General features: G+C 37.7%; 18 protein-coding genes, 2 tRNA genes and 2 riboswitches. Of the genes, 19 read left to right on the forward strand and 1 reads right to left on the reverse strand.

Features of this window, described 5'->3' with window-relative positions; translation table 11 throughout:
- Window positions 1-96 precede the first annotated feature (96 nt).
- The 6 genes from H9655_RS12730 to H9655_RS12755 all read left to right on the forward strand — a co-directional run bounded on the left by H9655_RS12730 (window position 97) and on the right by H9655_RS12755 (window position 4,410).
- Window positions 97-178, forward strand: a tRNA-Leu gene (locus tag H9655_RS12730).
- Between the two features lie 3 nt (window positions 179-181).
- A tRNA-Gly gene (locus H9655_RS12735) sits at window positions 182-252 on the forward strand.
- Between the two features lie 309 nt (window positions 253-561).
- A complete protein-coding gene (locus H9655_RS12740) occupies window positions 562-1,377 on the forward strand; it encodes an ABC transporter ATP-binding protein (RefSeq protein ID WP_318245484.1) in 816 nt (271 codons plus the stop codon).
- Window positions 1,378-1,440: 63 nt separating this feature from the next.
- On the forward strand, window positions 1,441-2,361 hold the full coding sequence (locus H9655_RS12745) for an iron-hydroxamate ABC transporter substrate-binding protein (protein ID WP_191814562.1): 921 nt from the start codon (window positions 1,441-1,443) through the stop codon (window positions 2,359-2,361).
- Between the two features lie 4 nt (window positions 2,362-2,365).
- Window positions 2,366-3,406 (forward strand): FecCD family ABC transporter permease, encoded by a 1,041-nt coding sequence (locus H9655_RS12750; RefSeq protein WP_191814564.1) that lies wholly within the window; start codon window positions 2,366-2,368, stop codon window positions 3,404-3,406.
- On the forward strand, window positions 3,406-4,410 hold the full coding sequence (locus H9655_RS12755; protein ID WP_404826100.1) for a FecCD family ABC transporter permease: 1,005 nt from the start codon (window positions 3,406-3,408) through the stop codon (window positions 4,408-4,410). The genes H9655_RS12750 and H9655_RS12755 overlap by 1 nt, the downstream gene beginning before the upstream one ends.
- Window positions 4,411-4,728: 318 nt before the next feature.
- On the opposite strand, the gene H9655_RS12760 is transcribed toward H9655_RS12755, so the two are convergent.
- Window positions 4,729-5,394: a B3/B4 domain-containing protein gene (locus tag H9655_RS12760; protein ID WP_191814567.1), complete on the reverse strand. Its 666-nt coding sequence runs from the start codon at window positions 5,392-5,394 to the stop codon at window positions 4,729-4,731.
- An 86-nt stretch (window positions 5,395-5,480) separates the two neighbouring features.
- Here H9655_RS12760 and queG point away from each other — a divergent pair, with 86 nt between their 5' ends.
- The 13 genes from queG (at window position 5,481) to H9655_RS12825 (ending at window position 19,823) form a co-directional block, all read left to right on the forward strand.
- Window positions 5,481-6,620: a tRNA epoxyqueuosine(34) reductase QueG gene (gene queG, locus H9655_RS12765; protein WP_191814569.1), complete on the forward strand. Its 1,140-nt coding sequence runs from the start codon at window positions 5,481-5,483 to the stop codon at window positions 6,618-6,620.
- Window positions 6,621-6,712: 92 nt separating this feature from the next.
- Complete coding sequence (locus H9655_RS12770; RefSeq protein WP_191814571.1) at window positions 6,713-7,579, forward strand: amidase domain-containing protein; 867 nt, start codon at window positions 6,713-6,715, stop codon at window positions 7,577-7,579.
- Between the two features lie 71 nt (window positions 7,580-7,650).
- Window positions 7,651-8,124 (forward strand): tRNA (uridine(34)/cytosine(34)/5-carboxymethylaminomethyluridine(34)-2'-O)-methyltransferase TrmL, encoded by a 474-nt coding sequence (gene trmL, locus H9655_RS12775; protein ID WP_191814573.1) that lies wholly within the window; start codon window positions 7,651-7,653, stop codon window positions 8,122-8,124.
- A 76-nt stretch (window positions 8,125-8,200) separates the two neighbouring features.
- On the forward strand, window positions 8,201-8,950 hold the full coding sequence (gene nfsA / locus H9655_RS12780) for an oxygen-insensitive NADPH nitroreductase (RefSeq protein WP_191814576.1): 750 nt from the start codon (window positions 8,201-8,203) through the stop codon (window positions 8,948-8,950).
- 455 nt (window positions 8,951-9,405) lie between these two features.
- A complete protein-coding gene (locus tag H9655_RS12785; RefSeq protein ID WP_191814578.1) occupies window positions 9,406-11,301 on the forward strand; it encodes a PrkA family serine protein kinase in 1,896 nt (631 codons plus the stop codon).
- Between the two features lie 64 nt (window positions 11,302-11,365).
- The gene (locus tag H9655_RS12790; RefSeq protein ID WP_191814581.1) at window positions 11,366-11,530 is read left to right on the forward strand and encodes a hypothetical protein; all 165 of its coding nucleotides are present in this window, start codon (window positions 11,366-11,368) and stop codon (window positions 11,528-11,530) included.
- 312 nt (window positions 11,531-11,842) lie between these two features.
- A complete protein-coding gene (yhbH, locus tag H9655_RS12795; RefSeq protein WP_191814583.1) occupies window positions 11,843-13,015 on the forward strand; it encodes a sporulation protein YhbH in 1,173 nt (390 codons plus the stop codon).
- 251 nt (window positions 13,016-13,266) lie between these two features.
- Complete coding sequence (locus tag H9655_RS12800; RefSeq protein ID WP_191814585.1) at window positions 13,267-14,217, forward strand: MBL fold metallo-hydrolase; 951 nt, start codon at window positions 13,267-13,269, stop codon at window positions 14,215-14,217.
- 32 nt (window positions 14,218-14,249) lie between these two features.
- Window positions 14,250-14,876, forward strand: a complete 627-nt coding sequence (locus H9655_RS12805) for an NUDIX hydrolase (RefSeq protein WP_191814587.1) — start codon at window positions 14,250-14,252, stop codon at window positions 14,874-14,876.
- A 66-nt stretch (window positions 14,877-14,942) separates the two neighbouring features.
- Window positions 14,943-15,043: riboswitch (SAM riboswitch) on the forward strand.
- A 181-nt stretch (window positions 15,044-15,224) separates the two neighbouring features.
- Window positions 15,225-15,335, forward strand: a riboswitch (SAM riboswitch).
- Between the two features lie 77 nt (window positions 15,336-15,412).
- Entirely contained in the window at window positions 15,413-17,212 is a 1,800-nt protein-coding gene (locus H9655_RS12810; protein ID WP_191814589.1) for a PLP-dependent aspartate aminotransferase family protein, read from the forward strand.
- A gap of 25 nt (window positions 17,213-17,237) precedes the next feature.
- Window positions 17,238-18,233, forward strand: coding sequence for an aliphatic sulfonate ABC transporter substrate-binding protein (locus H9655_RS12815; RefSeq protein WP_191814591.1), 996 nt, complete (start codon window positions 17,238-17,240; stop codon window positions 18,231-18,233).
- Between the two features lie 21 nt (window positions 18,234-18,254).
- The gene (locus tag H9655_RS12820) at window positions 18,255-19,082 is read left to right on the forward strand and encodes an ABC transporter permease (RefSeq protein WP_225230628.1); all 828 of its coding nucleotides are present in this window, start codon (window positions 18,255-18,257) and stop codon (window positions 19,080-19,082) included.
- Between the two features lie 12 nt (window positions 19,083-19,094).
- A complete protein-coding gene (locus H9655_RS12825) occupies window positions 19,095-19,823 on the forward strand; it encodes an ABC transporter ATP-binding protein (RefSeq protein ID WP_191814595.1) in 729 nt (242 codons plus the stop codon).
- The last annotated feature ends 16 nt before the right edge of the window (window positions 19,824-19,839 follow it).

The raw sequence follows: 19,839 nt of genomic DNA on the forward strand, positions 1-19,839 counted from the left end.
GAACTGGCAGACGCACAGGACTTAAAATCCTGCGGTAGGTGACTACCGTACCGGTTCGATTCCGGTCCTCGGCACCATAATTTAATAAAAAATATTGCCGGTGTGGCGGAATTGGCAGACGCGCACGACTCAAAATCGTGTTCCGTAAGGAGTGTCGGTTCGACCCCGACCACCGGTATATGCGGGTGTAGTTTAGTGGTAAAACCTCAGCCTTCCAAGCTGATGATGAGGGTTCGATTCCCTTCACCCGCTTATAGAAGTTAAAGACTGTAGACAATCTCTATTTATTAGAAGATTGCCTGCAGTCTTTTTTATTTACCTTTAAAAAGTTTATAATGACTAAAAGTGAAGTGAATGGATTAAATTCGGTAACGAGAAACGTATTCTCCTTAAAAATATAAGGGGAATAACAGTTGGATAAAAAGAAGTAAGCTGAAAGTGAAAACTTTTCGTATTGATGGTTGACAGGATAGCTTTTATTAGATAAACTTTTCTTTGAAGTTGATAATCATTATCAATGAGTTGATGATGATCTAAAATGTTCGGATGGAGTGAATGACCTTGTCTAGATTATTTACTGAAGACTTGAGAATTGCATACGGTGATAGAGAGATTGTGAAGAATTTAAACATGATGATACCAGACGGTGAGATTACGGCTATTATTGGGCCGAATGGTTGCGGTAAATCGACTGTCTTAAAGACGATTGCGAGAATTATCCAAGCCAAATCTGGGTCTGTATATCTTGATGGTAAGCAAATCAGTAAGGAATCGACAAAAGCAATCGCACAAAAAATGGCCATTCTTCCTCAATCTCCAGATGCTCCTGAAGGTTTAACGGTTTCAGAGCTAGTATCATATGGAAGGTTTCCATATCAAAAGGGAATGGGAAGATTAACAGCAAAAGATCGCCAAGTGATAGATTGGGCACTCCAAGTAACAGGAATTGCAGAATTTAAAGATAGAGAAGTAGATGCATTGTCTGGTGGACAGCGTCAAAGAGTATGGATTGCGATGGCTTTGGCTCAAGAGACTGATATTATCTTACTAGATGAGCCGACTACATATTTAGATATGTGTCATCAACTGGAAGTATTAGAACTGTTAAAAGAGCTTAATCATTTAGAAAATAGAACAATTGTTATGGTTATTCATGATTTAAACCATGCAGCTAGGTTTGCTGATTATTTGATTGCTATGAGAGCAGGGAAAATTATTAAAAATGGTGCTGCGAAGGAAGTTATGAATAAGCAGATTTTAAGAGAAGTATTTAATATTGATGCAGAAATTGGTATTGATCCACGTACACAAAAACCAATCTGTTTAACGTATGATTTAATTGATAGTAGGATGGTAGTTCAAGAGCAAGTCGTTTAAAGATTTGCTTCTTTTTTTGACTATAATTGAGAATGATTATTATTTAAAAGGTGGATGGAGAACTTGAAAAAGCAATTGGTATTTTTATTTTTTATTCTATTATTAGTTTTAACAGCCTGCGGAAATGGTGGTAATGAATCGTCAGGTGAAGGCAGTAAGGAAACGGAAAAAGAAACATATACATATGAATCCGAAAATGGAGAAATGGAGTTACCTGCTAATCCTAAAAAAGTAGCATCAATGGCTTACACTGGTAATGTTCTATCCTTAGGGATTACGCCAGTAGCAATAGATGAGTGGTCTAAAGCGAACAAATTTTATGGTGATAAACTGAACGAAGCTGAAGTTATTACAGCAGATAATGTAGAGAAATTATTAGAATTAGAACCAGATTTAATTATCGCTTATTCCACTGACGAAAATGTAGATAAATACAAAGAAATCGCACCAACCGTCACATTAACTTATGAAAAATATGGCTATTTAGATCAACATCTTGAAATAGGTAAGGTGTTAGGAAAAGAGCAGGAAGCACAAGCATGGGTGGAAGAGTGGAAAGAGAAGACAGCTGCTGAAGGTGAGAAAGTAAAAAAGACAATTGGTAACGATGCGACTGTTATGGTATTTGAGACTTTTGGTAAGGACATGTATGTGTATGGTGAGAACTGGGGACGAGGAACAGAAGTCATCTATCAAGCACTTGGTTTAAAAGCACCTAAAGCGGTAGAAGAAGAAGTATTTGGACCAGGATACTTAGCTATATCTTCAGAAGTCATACCCAAATATGCTGGAGATTATATTTTTTTAGGAGATGGACAAGGAGCTGATAATTCCTTTACTGAAACAGATGTTTGGAAAGGTATCCCAGCTGTGGAAAATGACCGCGTGATTACATTTGATTCTTCTTCTTTCTATTTTAATGATCCGATTTCATTGGAAAAAGAATTAGCATTTATCGTTGAGAATTTACTTGGGGCTAAGTAATGTAATGAAAAATAATACTCTTAATGAAGCAAAGGAAAAGAAAATATATGCACGTCCTGCAGTTGCTTCCATTATTCTTGCACTAAGCTGCCTACTTTTAGTAGGTAGCTTAGTTTTGGCTATTTCAGTTGGAGCAGCGAGTATATCATTTGCAGATGTTTGGCAAGCTGTATTTGCTTATCAACAAGGAAATGAAGACCATCAAATTATAAGAAGTATACGATTACCTCGTGAGCTAGGAGCTGCTGTTGTCGGAGCTGCTTTCGCTGTTAGTGGTGCCATTATGCAAGGAATGACAAAAAATCCTTTAGCGGATCCGGGTTTACTAGGTTTAAATGCAGGTGCAAGTTTAGGACTAGCGATTGCCTTCTCGTATGTAGGTAATACAAATTATATGATTATTATGTTGTTCTCATTTATTGGAGCAGGGATTGCTGCTTGCTTAGTATTTGGGTTTAGCGCAATGAACAGAGGCGGGATGACACCTCTGAAAATAACGTTAGCTGGTGCGGCAGTAACCGCTTTTCTTTCATCGATTGGAGAAGGGATAGCACTTATAAATAAATTATCACAAAGTATTGCCTTTTGGACTGCTGGTGGCGTTTCAGGAACAACATGGGCGCAATTGCAAATTGTTACACCTACAGTACTTTTGGGTATTATGATCGCCATCATGCTTTCAAGAAGTTTGACTGTATTAAGCTTTGGAGAAGATGTGGCTAAAGGGTTAGGGCAAAGAACTTTTATTGTTAAGGCTGTGCTTATGACGGTTGTGCTTATATTGGCAGGAGCCGCGGTTTCTCTTGTTGGGGCGATTGCTTTTGTTGGTCTTTTAATTCCCCATATCGTGAGATTTTTAGTCGGTAATGATTATAGGTGGATTATTCCGTGTTCAGCCGTAATAGGTAGTGTGTTTTTAGTTTTAGCCGATACGGCAGCGAGAATGGTTAATCCTCCGTTTGAAACGCCAATGGGGGCAATTGTAGCGATACTTGGCTTACCTTTCTTCTTGTATCTTGCAAGAAAGGGGAGATCATTAATATGATGAGTACCCGCCATTTAAAACGTTCAATTATTATCATTATCTCGACGTTTGTGTTACTCTTGCTTATCTTTACAATAAGTGTAGCAACGGGATTTGCCTCTTTAAGTCCGGATCGTCTTTTGCCAACATTATTTGGTAATGGAACGGCGAAGGAAAACCTGATACTATTTACCTTTAGATTGCCTAGGATACTGATTGCGGTGCTCGCAGGAATGGGGTTAGCTTTGTCCGGAGCAATCTTACAGAGCATTACGAGGAACCCGTTAGCAGACCCGGGAATACTAGGGATCAATTCCGGCGCCGGTTTGTTTGTTGTTTTCTTTGTTTTGTTATTTGGAAATAGCACAGGCAATCATTTATATTTATTGCCACTATTCGCTTTAATTGGCGGATTAATTACTGCTATATTCATTTATCTTTTCTCTTACAAAAAAGGGGAGGGTATTCAACCTGGAAGAATGCTTTTAGTTGGTGTCGGATTAGCTGCTGCTATAAATGGTGCATTGTTAACTCTTGCTTCTAAAATGGCTAGAGAAGAGTATGATTTCTTTGCCAACTGGGCTGCAGGGAGAATATGGGGGGATGATTGGTTATTTGTCTTTGCTCTACTACCTTGGCTTGTACTATTAATTCCGTTCATTTACTTTAAATCAAATACGCTTAATACTATGGCTTTAAATGAAGAGCTTTCTGTCGGTCTTGGAGTTAAAACGAATAAGGAACGGTATACATTGTTATTGGTTTCTGTGGCCTTAGCAGCTGCGTCAGTATCCGTTAGTGGTGGGATAGCTTTTATCGGTTTGTTGGCACCCCATATTGCAAGAAGCTTAGTCGGTCCTAGACATCAGTTGTTTTTACCTGTTGCGGCAATGTTTGGGGGGTTACTTTTACTTTCAGCCGATACGATTGGCAGAGTGTTACTTGATACGATTGGCATACCAGCAGGAGTAATTGTATCATTTATTGGGGCGCCATATTTTCTATATTTAATGGCTAAAAAATAGTAGTCTTAAGAAATTGAAATGACCCCTAAGGCAACTCGGGTAAAATGGGTTCGGTATTGCACCGGACTCATTTTATATTTCGCCTTTATGCGTTTTGTGTAAATGCTCCACCACTTTCAAATTCCTTCAAGTAAAGGAATTCTGATTTCATTTCCCTTTAAAAGCTCTATTAACAGCAACTAACTTTTCCTTAAAGCTTTAAATTTGGCCATAGAAAAACTGCACCTCCAGTCGTTAGATTGTATCTAACAATGGGGATGCAGTTCATATGAATTGTTCGGATCTTTTTTTTTTGAAGAACGATTCTGTCTTAACTTTTTAAACGATTACCTCAACTTGTCCGCTACCCCCGTGTACTTGAATAAACATATCTTTTAGGGAGTGGAGCAGTGCTTGTGCCTCATCTACTTCAATGGAGTGTCTTAAAAAAACAACTTGTAACGCATTGGTTGTCTGTTCATTGACATTTGTTCTGGTAGAATCAACAAATGGACTACCAAACGGACCAAGTGAATCACATATAATAATTAAGTCTTTTAATGAATTTTCGCGCCCATTTAATCCTTCGTATACTTCTCCATCATGTCCGACCCTCACTTCAATATTTCCGTTGAGACAATCTAGATCGTATATGCCAATCGGGACTTCGTATTTTAATGAGAAAAAGTTATTAATATCAGCGGCACTGTTGATGCTTTGTAAGTAGTTCTGTTTTTTTATTCGGCGATACATCGCTTCAGCAGAGTGGCGATATTTGTTAGGGTCTTTACCTGTTTGTTTGAAAATACTTCTCCATTCTTTTATCCCTGCAAATTCAGTTATCTTCTTTTCTTCAAGGTCAAAAAATAATGACTCTTGAAAGAGCTGTAAGCGACCCTTTACCATTTGGGGAGAACCTGATATAGTGATATGATTGTATGTAATAATGCCTATTTTGAATTGAGGGAATAAGGCTTTTAAATCTTTTGAAATGTTGATTTCCAATATTTACACCTCCTGATTTTATAATACAAGTTTATCATGAGAGGGAAGATGAATCACATGGAAAGCCAAGGAGGAGTGAATAATCCTTGAATATAGCAGAACTAAAAGAAGAAATCATTCGTTATAGTAAGACGATTGGAATAGATAAGATTGGCTTTACAACTGCATCCACTTTTGATGGTTTGCGGAATAGATTAATGATACAACAAGAGCTGGGTTTCCAATCGGGTTTTGAAGAGCCTGATATAGAGAAGAGAGTCAACCCTGCGTTATTGATGGACCAACCGATGTCGATTATTAGTATTGCCTTAGCTTATCCAACAAAGATGAAGGATAGAGTAGTGAGTAAACCGGGTGAGAGAAGAGGTATTTTTTGCCGAGCTTCTTGGGGAGATGACTATCATTTAGTGTTAAAAGATCGCCTAAGTAAGTTAGAAGCTTATTTAGAAGAGCTTGTTCCTGATGTCCGCTTTACATCAATGGTCGATACAGGAGCTTTATCTGACCGTGCTGTAGCAGAGCGAGCCGGTATAGGGTGGAGTGGAAAGAATTGTTCGATCTTTACACCTGAATTCGGCTCTTATGTCTATTTAGGTGAAACCATTACAAATATTCCTTTTGAACCGGATGAACCACTAGAATCAAAGTGTGGGACTTGTACGAAATGTATTGATGCTTGTCCTACAGGCGCACTCGTACAAGGCGGGCAACTAAATGCGCAACGTTGTATTTCCTTTATTACGCAAACAAAAGGATTTATGCCCGATGAGTTTCGCGAAGAGTTAGGGAATCGAATTTATGGCTGTGATACGTGTCAAACAGTTTGTCCAGAAAATAAAGGCAAGGATTTTCATTTTCATGAAGAAATGGAGCCAGATTCAGAAATTGTCAAACCTTTGTTAAAACCAATCCTTCATATGAGCAATAAAGAGTTTAAGGAGAAATTTGGTCGTCTTTCTGGGTCATGGAGAGGGAAGAAACCCATTCAGAGAAATAGTATTATCGCTTTAGCTCATTTTAAGGACGAATCAGCTGTGGAAGATTTAATCATGTTAATGAAAAAAGATCCGCGACCAGTAATAAGAGGAACGGCAGCATGGGCATTAGGGAAAATTGGAGGCGAAGAGGCAGAAAAAGCTTTACAAGCATTACAAGCTTCTGAGAACGATCCCGAAGTCCAACAAGAGATCGAAAAAGGTTTAAAGATGTTTAATCCTATTATGTAGGAGGTGCAAGAGAAAGTGATGTCCTTACTTTCTCTTTTTTATCGTTAAAATTCCGTTATGAACATATGCATGTTAATGGAGGGAGTGATACGATGAAAGAACAATTGCAAGAACAATTAGAAAAAAGGGTTAGGCAATGTGTGAGCAATGAGAGAGAATCAACTCATACTTGTATGAAGATAAAAAATAAAAAAAGAAGTTTAGAAAAAAGGGGAGCAAGTATCGTAAAGGCAAAGGCAATTGGAAAAATCAAAGGAGAGCCGCAAATAAAAGAAGATAGTAAATATATTTCGTACATGGCGCATTTTCAATATTTAATTAAGCAAGGGAAAACTTTTTATATTGAAGAAGAGGTAGAAGAACGAATGGCCGAGTTTTATAAAGAAACGCTTGTTGAGGATAAAGAAAAGTTGGTTCTTTATGATCAAAAAACGGTTGATTTCTTAGAGGAAGATTCGCGTGCTTCTTATCCATTTCAGTATGACCGCAGAAAAGCGGTACAATATGCAGAAAAATGGTGGAATAGCCATAATCCACAGTTCCACGCATTTGATGTGGATTGTACGAATTATATCTCGCAATGTCTACATGCGGGGGGCGCACCGATGCGTGGATTTCCAGCGAGAGGAACAGGGTGGTGGATGCGGAGTAAAAATTGGAGCTATAGTTGGAGTGTGGCTCATTCTTTGCGTATTCACTTGGCTAACTCGACAATCGGATTACGAGCGAAAGAAGTGGAGCGTCCTGAGGAATTATTGCTAGGAGATATCATTTGCTATGATTTTCAAGGAGATGGTCGTTTTGACCATACGACGATTGTGACGGCTAAAGATGAGCAGAAGATGCCGCTTGTAAATGCTCATACGACTAATAGTCGCAAACGATATTGGGATTATGAAGACTCTACTGCCTATACAGAAAATATTAAATACAAATTCTTTACGATTTATGACGCCTAGCACTTACCTTTCGTAATAAGCAGAAGAGGTGTATAATAAGAGCGAGATATTATAATAGAGGTGAACAATTAGTGTCAGTGAATGTTGTTTTATATCAACCAGAAATTCCAAGCAATACAGGTAATATCGCCCGTACTTGTGCAGCTACTTATACAACGCTTCATTTAATTCGACCATTAGGTTTTTCAACGGATGATAAGATGTTAAAAAGAGCGGGATTAGATTATTGGACGTTTGTAGATATTGTTTATTATGATTCGTTAGAAGAATTTTTAGAGAAAAATAAAGACGGCGAATTTTTCTTGTTAACAAAACATGGAAAACAACCGCATACGACTTTTGATTATAGTGATCAATCAAAAAATTATTTCTTTATCTTTGGAAGAGAAACAACGGGGTTACCAGATGAATTTATTCAAGCGAATCTGGAGCGCGCTTTAAGAATTCCAATGAATGAGCATATGCGCTCACTAAATTTATCAAACACAGCAGCTATTTTGATTTATGAAGCTCTGCGTCAGCAAGGATATCCACGAATGAACTAGCATGAATAAGAAGGTCTGCTCTAAATATGGCAAGATCTTCTTTTTACTAATGTTTTTACATAGGGGAGATGAGAAGATGAATGAAATGATTCAATTGATGAAAGACCATCGTTCAGTGCGCCATTTTGAGGATAAACGTTTAACGAAAGAGCAAATTGAGGAGATTGTGACAGCCGCTCAGTCTGCTTCTACTTCAAGTTTTGTACAAGCGTATTCTATTATAGGTGTTTCCGATCAACAGAAGAAGGAAAAGTTGGCCGAATTGGCAGGGAACCAAGGGTTTGTGGCAGACAGTGGCCATTTCTTTGTGTTTTGTGCAGACCTTCATCGACATGAAGTCATTGCAGAACTAGAGGGGGTAGATTTAACCGAGTCCATTGAAAGTACGGAAAAGTTTATGGTCGCTTTAATCGATGCAGCCTTAGCGGCAGAAAACGCAAGCTTAGCAGCTGAATCCATGGGTCTTGGCATTTGTTATGTTGGTGGATTACGGAATCAACTTCAAGATGTAAGCGAAGTATTAAAGACACCGAATCATGTGATACCACTATTTGGGCTAGCAGTAGGGTACCCATCAAAAAGAAATGCGCAAAAGCCGCGACTACCAATGAACCATATCTATCATGAAAATGAATATGAACAAGATAGGGACCTATATATTCAAGAGTTACAAGCGTACAATGAGGTGATCTCCGCTTATTATAAAGAGCGAACAGCAGGTAAGCGTGATGATACTTGGACAAGTCAGATTGCCGGTATGTTTGAGCGGAAAAAGAGAATGTACATGAAGCAATTTGTTCAAGAAAAAGGATTAGATAAACGATGAAAAAAACTGCGGGAGTTAGACTCTCGCAGTTTTTTTGTCTTAGCCTATTACTTAATGTGCTTACCAGGCTTATCATCATAGCCCGCTGTGAAAATAGAAACTAAAAATGCCACCATCACACCTAAAATTAGGACTGTACCCATTATGTATGGCCTCCTTTTTCCTAAAAATAGAAACACAACAATAACTTTATTATATCCTAATAAATTTAAATAGTGAATGCAAATCATGGATATTATTGGACAGTTCTGCATAGGAATGTGTATTAGATATTAGCGTTATTCAAGACCCTCTTTTTACAGTTCTTTGGGGATGGATAATCTAATGTTGTTTTTATTTGTAAAAGTTCTTAAACAACCAAATTTTTTGTCATTTGTTTTCGGTAAGCATGTTTGTTTTTCTTCAAGCATAGATTGTAATAATCGTCTCTGATAATGTGACAGGGGGAGGTCCATATGGATATTCTAAAAAAAGTGGAGTTGTATAGACGAGAAGAGGAAAAGTTGAAATGGGAAGGGACTTTTGGAGAGTACTTAGAAATCATAAAAGAAAAGCCATGGGTTGCCCAGTCCGCACATTCACGGGTTTATAATATGATCAAAGACGCTGGTGTTAATGATGTGAAAGGGCAGAAAACATATGAATTCTTTAGCAATCAATTATTTGGCCTAGAAGAGTCATTAGAACGACTTGTGGAAGAATATTTTCATCCGTCGGCAAAAAGATTAGATGTTAGAAAGCGGATATTATTATTAATGGGGCCGGTAAGCGGCGGGAAATCAACCCTTGTGACGATGTTAAAGAGAGGATTAGAAGCCTATTCATTAACAGATAGAGGAGCGGTATATGCCATTAAAGGCTGTCCAATGCATGAAGACCCACTTCATCTTATCCCTCATCATTTGCGCAAAGATTTCTTGGATGAATATGGCATTAGAATTGAAGGGAATTTATCACCACTTAATATGATGAGGCTTGAACAAGAATATAATGGAAAAATTGAAGATGTAATAGTCGAAAGAGTCATGTTTTCTGAAGATAAACGGGTAGGGATTGGTACATTTAGCCCTTCTGACCCTAAATCTCAAGATATCGCTGATTTAACAGGAAGTATAGACTTTTCCACAATCGCCGAATATGGTTCCGAATCTGATCCGAGAGCTTATCGATTTGATGGGGAACTGAATAAGGCCAATCGGGGTATGATGGAATTCCAAGAAATGCTTAAATGCGACGAAAAATTCCTATGGCATCTCTTATCATTAACCCAAGAAGGAAATTTCAAAGCAGGCCGGTTTGCTTTGATATCAGCGGATGAATTAATTGTTGCTCATACAAACGAAACAGAATATCGTTCGTTTATAAGTAATAAGAAAAATGAGGCATTGCATTCACGGATTATTGTGATGCCAATTCCATATAATTTGAAGGTGACAGAGGAAGAGAAAATTTATGAGAAAATGATTTTTGAAAGTGATGTGTCAGATGTTCATATTGCTCCGCATACATTAAAAGTCGCTGCTATGTTTACAATTTTAACGAGAATGAAGGATCCGAAAAAAGGGGATATCGATTTAGTCAAGAAGATGCGTTTATACGATGGTGAAAGTGTAGAAGGTTTTAATCGGGCAGACGTAGAAGAAATGAAAAAAGAACATGCGGATGAGGGAATGAGCGGTATTGACCCACGTTACGTAATCAATCGTATTTCCTCTACCATCATTCGTAAAGAGATGACGTCAATCAATGCCTTAGATGTATTAAGGTCATTAAAAGAGGGATTAGATCAACATCCATCCATTACTGCTGAACTGAAAGAGCGTTATTTGAACTTTATTTCACTTGCTCGAAAAGAATACGATGAAATTGCGAAGAAAGAAGTGCAAAAGGCATTTGTCTACTCTTATGAAGAATCAGCGAAAACATTAATGGAGAACTACCTTGATAATGTTGAGGCTTATTGCAATAAGGCTAAACTTAGAGATCCACTTACTGGAGAAGAAATCAATCCAGATGAGAAACTAATGCGTTCGATTGAAGAGCAAATTGGGATCTCAGAAAATGCTAAAAAAGCGTTTCGTGAAGAAATTCTCATTCGTATTAGTGCTTATGCTAGAAAAGGTAAACGATTTGATTATAATTCTCATGATCGTCTGCGTGAAGCTATTCAAAAGAAATTATTCGCTGACTTAAAGGATGTAGTCAAAATTACGACTTCCTCAAAAACACCAGATGAACAACAATTGAAGAAAATTAATGAAGTTGTCGCACGTCTTATTGATGAACATGGCTATAATTCAACATCTGCGAATGAATTACTTCGTTATGTAGGTAGTCTATTAAATCGGTAAATCTCCTTAGTCTATTGTTTAAAAAAGACAGAAATAGGGTATTTAAACAATAGAGGTGACGCATATGTCAAATGAAGAAAAAGTACCGGAAAATAGCTCAATGGCAAGCAATGAAGCAGAAATAGAAACACTAGGAAAAGAAATGGAACAAATGAAATCGAAAGAAGAATTAAAAGAAATGCAGAAAACACCTGATCCAAAACAGGAAGTAGGTAAGCGAAAATCATAAAACTACGAACGATGAAAAAAGCGATGGAGATTGACCCCATTGCTTTTTTCATTCTATTCACTTTTTTATTAGTTGAACGATGTATTCTAAAGAGTAATTGCCCAACTTTGCTAATTGTCTAAATAATGTGTAAATAATTCGGTTTTATAGCATAGGATAGAGTAATCAACATTTTTTGAACCTAGCTATAAGTAAACATTTATAGGTTGTGATGGATACTCGTCATATTGTATGTCTTTGGGTGAAATATGTGAATGAATTTTGTAAAATCCTTCAAGTTTTTTTATAAACAATAAAGGAGGGCAAATGAGAATGACCGAAAAAAATCAAAACCATCAGTTTGTCGTGTCACAGGAAGATTGGTCCCTCCATCGTAAAGGGCATGATGATCAACAACGCCATCAAGAAAAAGTACAGGATGCCATCAGAAACAATTTACCTGACCTGATTACAGAAGAAAACATTGTCATGTCCAATGGTCGTGACGTCGTTAAAATACCGATTCGTTCCTTAGATGAATATAAAATTCGCTATAATTATGATAAGAATAAGCATGTGGGTCAAGGGGATGGCGACAGCCAAGTTGGCGATGTTGTAGCGCGCGACGGATCAGGTCAAAAAGGTCAAGGAAAAGGTCAAGGTGCTGGTGACCAAGCGGGCGAAGATTACTTTGAAGCAGAAGTATCATTGATGGAAATTGAGGAAGCCCTTTTCAAGCAATTGGAGCTACCAAACTTAAAGAAAAAAGAACAAGATCAAATTGTTGTTGAAAATATCGAATTCAATGATATTCGGAAGACGGGTCTAATGGGAAACATAGACAAAAAAAGAACAATGATGTCAGCATTTAAACGGAATGCGATGCACGGGAAAGCAGCCTTTCACCCGATCTATCAGGAAGATTTAAAATTTAAAACATGGAATGAAGTCATTAAGCCTGAATCGAAAGCAGTTGTTTTGGCGATGATGGATACAAGTGGTTCGATGGGGATTTGGGAAAAATATATGGCAAGAAGTTTCTTTTTCTGGATGACTCGGTTTTTACGTACAAAATATGAAACGGTCGAAATCGAATTCATTGCCCATCATACAGAAGCAAAGGTTGTATCTGAAGAAGATTTCTTTTCAAAAGGGGAAAGTGGAGGGACAATCTGCTCGTCTGCTTATCGTAAGGCATTAGAATTAATTGATCAAAAATATAACCCTACAAGATATAATATATATCCCTTTCATTTTTCAGATGGAGATAATTTAACTTCAGATAATGCGAGATGTGTGAAGCTTGTCGAAGAGTTAATGAAAGTATCAAGTATGTTTGGTTATGGTGAAGTGAATCAATATAACCGCCATTCCACTCTTATGTCAGCATACAAAAATATAAAAAATGATTTATTCCGCTATTATATTTTAAAGCAAAAAGTTGATGTGTTTCATGCGATGAAAAGCTTTTTTAAAGAACAAGAGCAGAAGGAAATGTTAGCTTAATATGGCATGTTCTGAAAGAATCGCAACTAAGTTCTGAAGTGCCACAATTTACTTACGAGCGTTTCGGAGGCAGGTTTTGAAAATGAAGTGAACAAAGTAAAAGTATTTTCTTGGGTGTATCACAGCGATTGATGCTGTGGTTCTTTTTTTGCTCAAGTGACCAGGCACTATGATAATTTGAGCATATTAAGTAGCTCTCTTCATCTACTTATGTCATAATTTTCATAAAGAGCAATATGGAGGGGATTACTTTGCACAAAGTTCGTGATTTAGGAAATGATATTCAACTCATTGATTTAATGGATTTACAAACACCTGAGCGTACGGGGGCGTATATATTAGGTGCTGAAGAATTAACAGTGATTGAAACAAGTGCTAGTCCTTCTATTCCCCATCTTATAGAAGGGTTGCAAGAATTGAACATTAACCTTGAAGACATCAAGCATATTATTGTCACCCATGTACATTTAGACCATGCGGGTGGAGCCGGTTTGTTCTTAGAGCAATGTCCAAAGGCAAAAGTATATGTTCACCCAAGAGGTAAACGGCATTTAGCTGATCCTAGTAAATTAATTGCTGGTGCTAGAATGGTATATGGTGATGAATTTGATCAACTATTTAATCCGATTATGCCAATTGATGAGAAGAGACTAGTCACGATGGAAGAGGGACAATCATTGGATATCGGTGGTCGCTTGTTAACATTTTATGATACTCCTGGACATGCAAAGCACCATTACTCTATCCATGATTCGAAAAGTAATGGCTTTTTTACTGGCGATACGATTGGCGTATTTTATCCGGGCATAGCAAGAAAAGGTTATCCATTAGTACTGCCATCGACGTCTCCTAATCAGTTTGATCCAGAGGCGATGTTATCATCTGTTGAAAAAATCGAATCACTTCAACCACAACATATCTTTTTTGGGCATTATGGTGAAGGCCCTGAACCAAAGGATGTTTATACACAAATCCGCTATTGGTTACCTATATTTACTTCAATTGCAGATGAAGTTTTTCAACAAGGAAATGACATAATAAAAATGCAGGAAGCCATACAATCGGAACTGTTGGATCAAGTAAAACATTATTTATTATCAGAGCATGAAGTTGTAATAAGTGCAGAGGATGAGAAGTTAATAGGCTTAGATTTAAATGTCTGTACAATGGGAATGATTGATAGGTTACAGAAATTGAAATAGAGATTTTAGTCGTGTGTTTGGAGGTAGTTAACATGGATTTGGAGGAAATAAGATCAGAAATAGAGCATCGTCAATCAGATATATTAGGCAGCCCCACATTGGTTAAATTTGCTGTTCTTCTTCCCCTAATAGAAAAAGATGGAGAAATACATATTTTGTTTGAAGTACGATCTTTATCTATGAGAAGACAGCCTGGGGAAATTTGTTTTCCTGGAGGGAAGATGGATCAAGAAGATGTGGATTTAATTGAGACGGCAAAAAGAGAGACGAGTGAGGAGTTAGGTATTCCCATTGGCGAAGTCTCTGTTTTTTCCGAACTTGATTATGTAGTCACACCTTATAATACAGTGGTTTATCCGTTTGTAGGCACAATAGAAAGCATCAGAGATCTTAAGCTAAATCCAGAAGAAGTGGATCAAATTTTCACCGTACCACTTGCTTATTTTTTGAAAGAGGGTCCATCAATTCATTATATTGAGATGAGACCAGAGCCTAATAGTAGCTTCCCTTATCATCTCATTCCTAATGGGGAAAAATATAAATGGCAAACTCGGAGGATGCAAGAAATTTTTTATACTTATGAAGGTCATGTGATATGGGGGTTAACAGCTAAGATACTGTATCATTTTTTGACACTTATCCAAGGGGGAAATAAATAAATTTTCAAAATGTTATTGACGATTCCCTATGAATGGGTATATGATGTTAAACAAATAAATAGGAACTTCTTATCCAGAGAGGCGGAGGGACTGACCCGGTGAAGCCTCGGCAACCAACAATCTTTTGTATGGTGCCAATTTCAGAGGATACTATCCAAAGATAAGGAGAAGGTAAGCTCGTTAATTTAAAGCCCTTCTGCCTCTTCTTGGTAGAAGGGCTTTTTATGTCATAGAGCGAATATTTTATCGGAATATAAAATATATTCAGATTTTATATTGACGATAAATCGTTTTTTGGATATAATTCTATTTGTAATTAAAGTATTAACGCTTTAAAAAATAAAATATTTCTTATCGAGAGTGACGGAGGGATCAGGCCCTATGAAGTCCGGCAACCTTCAAGCAAATGCTTGAAAAGGTGCTAAATCCTGCAGGCAGTAAATGTCTGGAAGATAAGATGAGGCACCCCCCTCTTCTTATGAAGAGGGGGTTTATTTATTTTAATCATCCGACTAAAAAGTAGAGGAGAGTATATAATGACGAATCAATTTAACACTTACGATGACGAGACGATTTTATTACATGGAGGTCAATCACCAGACCCGACTACGGGATCTCGTGCAGTTCCTATCTATCAAACGAGTTCATATGTTTTCCATAATACAGACCATGCGCAAAGTCTATTTTCATTGGATGAGACGGGAAATATCTATTCACGAATCGGTAATCCAACCGTTGATGTATTAGAAAAACGTATTGCGTTGTTAGAAGATGGTGTAGCGGCAGTAGCGACTTCATCTGGAATGGCAGCTATTGCTCTTTCAATTATGAATATTGCTCAAGCTGGTGATGAGATTGTCGCAGCTTCCAACCTTTATGGTGGAACATATAATCTTTTTGCCATTACCCTTCCGAAATATGGGATTAAAGTTCATTTTGTTGATGGTTCTGACCCAGAGAATTACCGTAAAGCGATTACACCAAAAACAAAGGCTTTATATGGAGAGATTATTGGTAACCCAAGTCTTCATGTCCTAGATGTAGAGGCAGTTGCAAATATTGCTCATGAAAATGATATTCCTCTTATTATTGATAATACTTTCGCCTCTCCTTATCTTTGCAAACCAATCCAATGGGGAGCAGATATTGTAATACATTCGGCAACAAAATGGATTGGTGGTCACGGAACAACTATTGGTGGACTTGTAGTTGATGGGGGACGATTTAATTGGAATCATGATAAGTTTCCCGGTTTTACTCAACCAGACCCAAGTTATAACGGTATTGTTTATGCTAATGAGTTTGGTACACTCGCTTTCAGTACAAAGCTTCGTGTCCAGTTGCTACGCGATTTTGGGTCATCATTAAGCCCGCATAGTGCATTTCTTTTACTTCAAGGATTGGAAACACTTCATTTACGAATAGAGAAACATACGGAAAATGCAGCGAAGATTGCCCATTTCTTAAACGACCATCCAGCTGTCGATTGGGTCGCATATCCAGGTTTAGCAGAGCATCCAGCGCATGAATTAGCGAAAAAATATTTAAACACTGGTTTCGGTTCTATTGTGAACTTCGGTATTAAAGGTGGCAGAGATGCGGGTAAGAAAGTAATCGATACAATTGCATTGTGGTCTCATGTAGCCAATGTAGGTGATGCAAAGTCACTCATTATTCATCCAGCTTCAACAACACATCAACAGTTAAGCGCAGAAGATTTAATTAAAAGCGGTGTAAGTGAGGAACTCATACGTTTATCAGTTGGGATTGAATCGGTTAGAGATTTAACGAATGACTTAGATCAAGCCTTCTATGAAGCGACTGGTATTTCTTCCAAGGGAGAACAAAAAGGGGAGACAGCAGTCAATGATGAAGGTGTAATTCGTTGGGCATTACAATCATCCTCATTAAAAGAAGTTGTGGATAGCAATGAGCTAGTAAGAGCAAAAAGGATTGCTGTAGTTGGTTTAAGTGGAAACCCAGCTAGACCAAGTTACCGTTTAGCAAGAAAAATGCAAAGATTAGGTTATCAAATTGTGCCAGTCAATCCAAAGGAAACAGAAGTATTAGGTGAACAGGCATATCCAAATTTAAAATCCATTCCTTATACCATTGATATTGTGCAAGTATTTAGAAGTCCTGAGGCAGCGATAGAAGTTGCGAAAGAGGCAGTAGAAATCCAACCAAAAGTGTTCTGGCTACAAGAAGGTGTCATTTCACCAAAAGCAGTTGAAATAGCAAAAGAAGCTGGACTTGAAGCGGTACAAAATCGCTGCACATATAAAGAGGCGCAGAGGTTAAGAGGTTCTATTGTAACCTTTGCTTGTGAAATCTAAAACCGAGATTGAGGAGAGTCATCTAATGAAGAAATGGTTCGTTTTTTTAATCGTCGTTTTATCAGTTGGATTCATTAGTGCTTGCGGTAATAGTGAGGCAAGCACTGATGGTGGCAGTGGAGAAGAAAGAAAGCCAGAAAAAATTGTTTTAGACTATGCGTATTATTCCCCAACAAGTGTCATTTTGAAGAAATTCGGCTGGGCAGAAGAAGCGTTTGACGAAGATAAGATAGATGTTGAGTTTGTCCTCAGTCAAGGAAGTAATAAGGCACTTGAGTTTCTTAATAGTAGCAGTGTTGATTTCGGCTCAACTGCAGGTGCAGCGGCATTAATTGCAAAAGCAAATGGAGCTCCAATTGAATCAGTCTATATATACTCAAAACCAGAATGGACGGCATTAGTTGCCCCTGAGGGATCAGCTATTAAATCAGTTGGTGATTTGAAAGGAAAGAAAGTAGCAGCAACGATTGGAACAGATCCATATATCTTTTTACTACGCTCTTTAAATGAAGCTGGATTGACTTCAGCGGATGTAGAAATCGTTAATTTGCAACACGCTGACGGTGGAACGGCATTAACAACAGGCCAAGTAGACGCTTGGGCTGGTTTAGATCCACATATGGCGAAATTAGAGCTTGAAGCAGGTACAGAATTTATTTATCGAAATATCGATTTTAACACTTATGGCACTTTAAATGTGAGAAGCGAATTTGCTGAGAAATATCCTGAACAAGTGAAAAAGGTAATTGAGCTTTATGAAAAAGCCCGTACATGGGTATTAGAAAATCCTGAAGAAGCGGCAGAGATACTGGCAGAAGAAGCACAAATCACCCTTGATGTGGCGAAAAAAGAATTAGAGAGAAATGACTTTAATGAGCCAATTCCAGGTGAAGTACAAATAGAAGCATTAAATGCTGCTGGTAAAGTTTTAAAAGAAGAAGGCATTATTAAGAGTGATGACGTAGGTAAAGTGGTTGATGAATTAATAAACCCAGATTTCTCAACAGAGGTCATTCAATAGGGTTGGTAAAGGAGAATGAATATGAAGGAAGTCATAGCGATCCCAAATGTAAATGAGGGTAAGGAGAAGCATAGAAAAATTAATCCTAGTATTCAAAGGGTATTACTCGGAAGTATCGTGCCAGTCTTACTTATTCTTGCATGGGAGTACTTGAGTCGGGTCGGTGTGTTTCCTCCTCATTTACTCCCAGCTCCATCAATCATTTTACAATCACTTATGACAATGACATCAGATGGAAGTTTATGGACACATACGAGCATTACATTATATCGCCTAGTGCTTGGTTTCTTATTTGGCACTGTTGCAGCATTAATTATCGGTGCCGCTGTTGGCTATTTTTCAACAGTTGAAAGTTTATTAGATCCGCTTATCCAAGCTTTTCGTTCCATTCCTTCATTGGCATGGGTGCCGTTATTTATTCTCTGGATGGGAATTGGGGAGCCTTCCAAGGTGGTTTTAATCGCTGTCGGTGTTTTCTTCCCAGTATATTTAAACATCGTTTCAGGCATTCAAGGAATTGACCGTAAACTAATTGAAGTGGGGAAAATCTATCATTTTAGTTCATTGCAATTAATTCGAAAGATTATTTTACCAGCAGCTTTACCATCATTTTTAGTCGGACTAAGAAGCGGATTGGGACTTGGTTGGATGTTCGTAGTCGCTGCGGAATTAATGGGCGCCTCTACAGGTATTGGCTACTTGCTCGTATATGGTCAAAACACTTATGCACCGGAATTAATTATTTCTAGTATCGTCTTATTTGCTATATTAGGAAAAATAACGGATGCCATTTTAAAACGACTAGAGACAAAAACATTGCATTGGCAAGATACGATTGTCAAGAAGTAGGAGGTGGCAAGATTGTTATCAATCGAACGAGTATCGAGAACTTTTTCCAATGGAACAACGGGATTCAAAAATATTGAATTAAAGGTAGAACAGGGTGAAGTCATTGGTATCTTAGGAACAAGCGGTTGCGGTAAAAGTACGCTTTTACGGGTATTATCCGGCTTGGATAAACAGTATGATGGTCGAGTTGTAATAGATGACGAAACTGTCCATGATGTTCATAAGAAAATCGGCATGATTTTTCAAGAACCTAGACTGATGCCTTGGTTAAAAGTTCATGACAATATTGGATTCGGTCTACAAAAGAAGGAACAAAGTAAAATAGCACAATATATAAAAGCCGTTGGGCTCGAAGGCTTTGAAAATCATTACCCGAAAGATTTATCTGGTGGGATGGCGCAAAGGGTTGCCATCGCCAGAGCACTTGTAACCTCTCCAGAAATATTACTTTTGGATGAACCCTTTAGTGCGTTAGATGCTTTTACAAAAATGCAGTTACAAGACTTATTATTGAATCTCTGGCAAACCTATCAATCAACTATTCTCTTAGTGACGCATGATATTGATGAAGCATTATATTTAGCCGATCGCATTATTATTCTTAGAGGACAGCCGGGAGAAGTATATCAAGAAATAAAAATTGAAAAATCGAAACCAAGATCAAGAGGAGATCAAGATCTTGCTGCACTAAAAGATGAGATTTTGCAATTATTAGATTTATCTCAACCAAAAGCAATTTAAAGATAAAGGAGCTAAG

This window comes from Cytobacillus stercorigallinarum, assembly GCF_014836495.1.
Classification (GTDB): Bacteria; Bacillota; Bacilli; order Bacillales; family Cytobacillaceae; genus Cytobacillus; species Cytobacillus stercorigallinarum.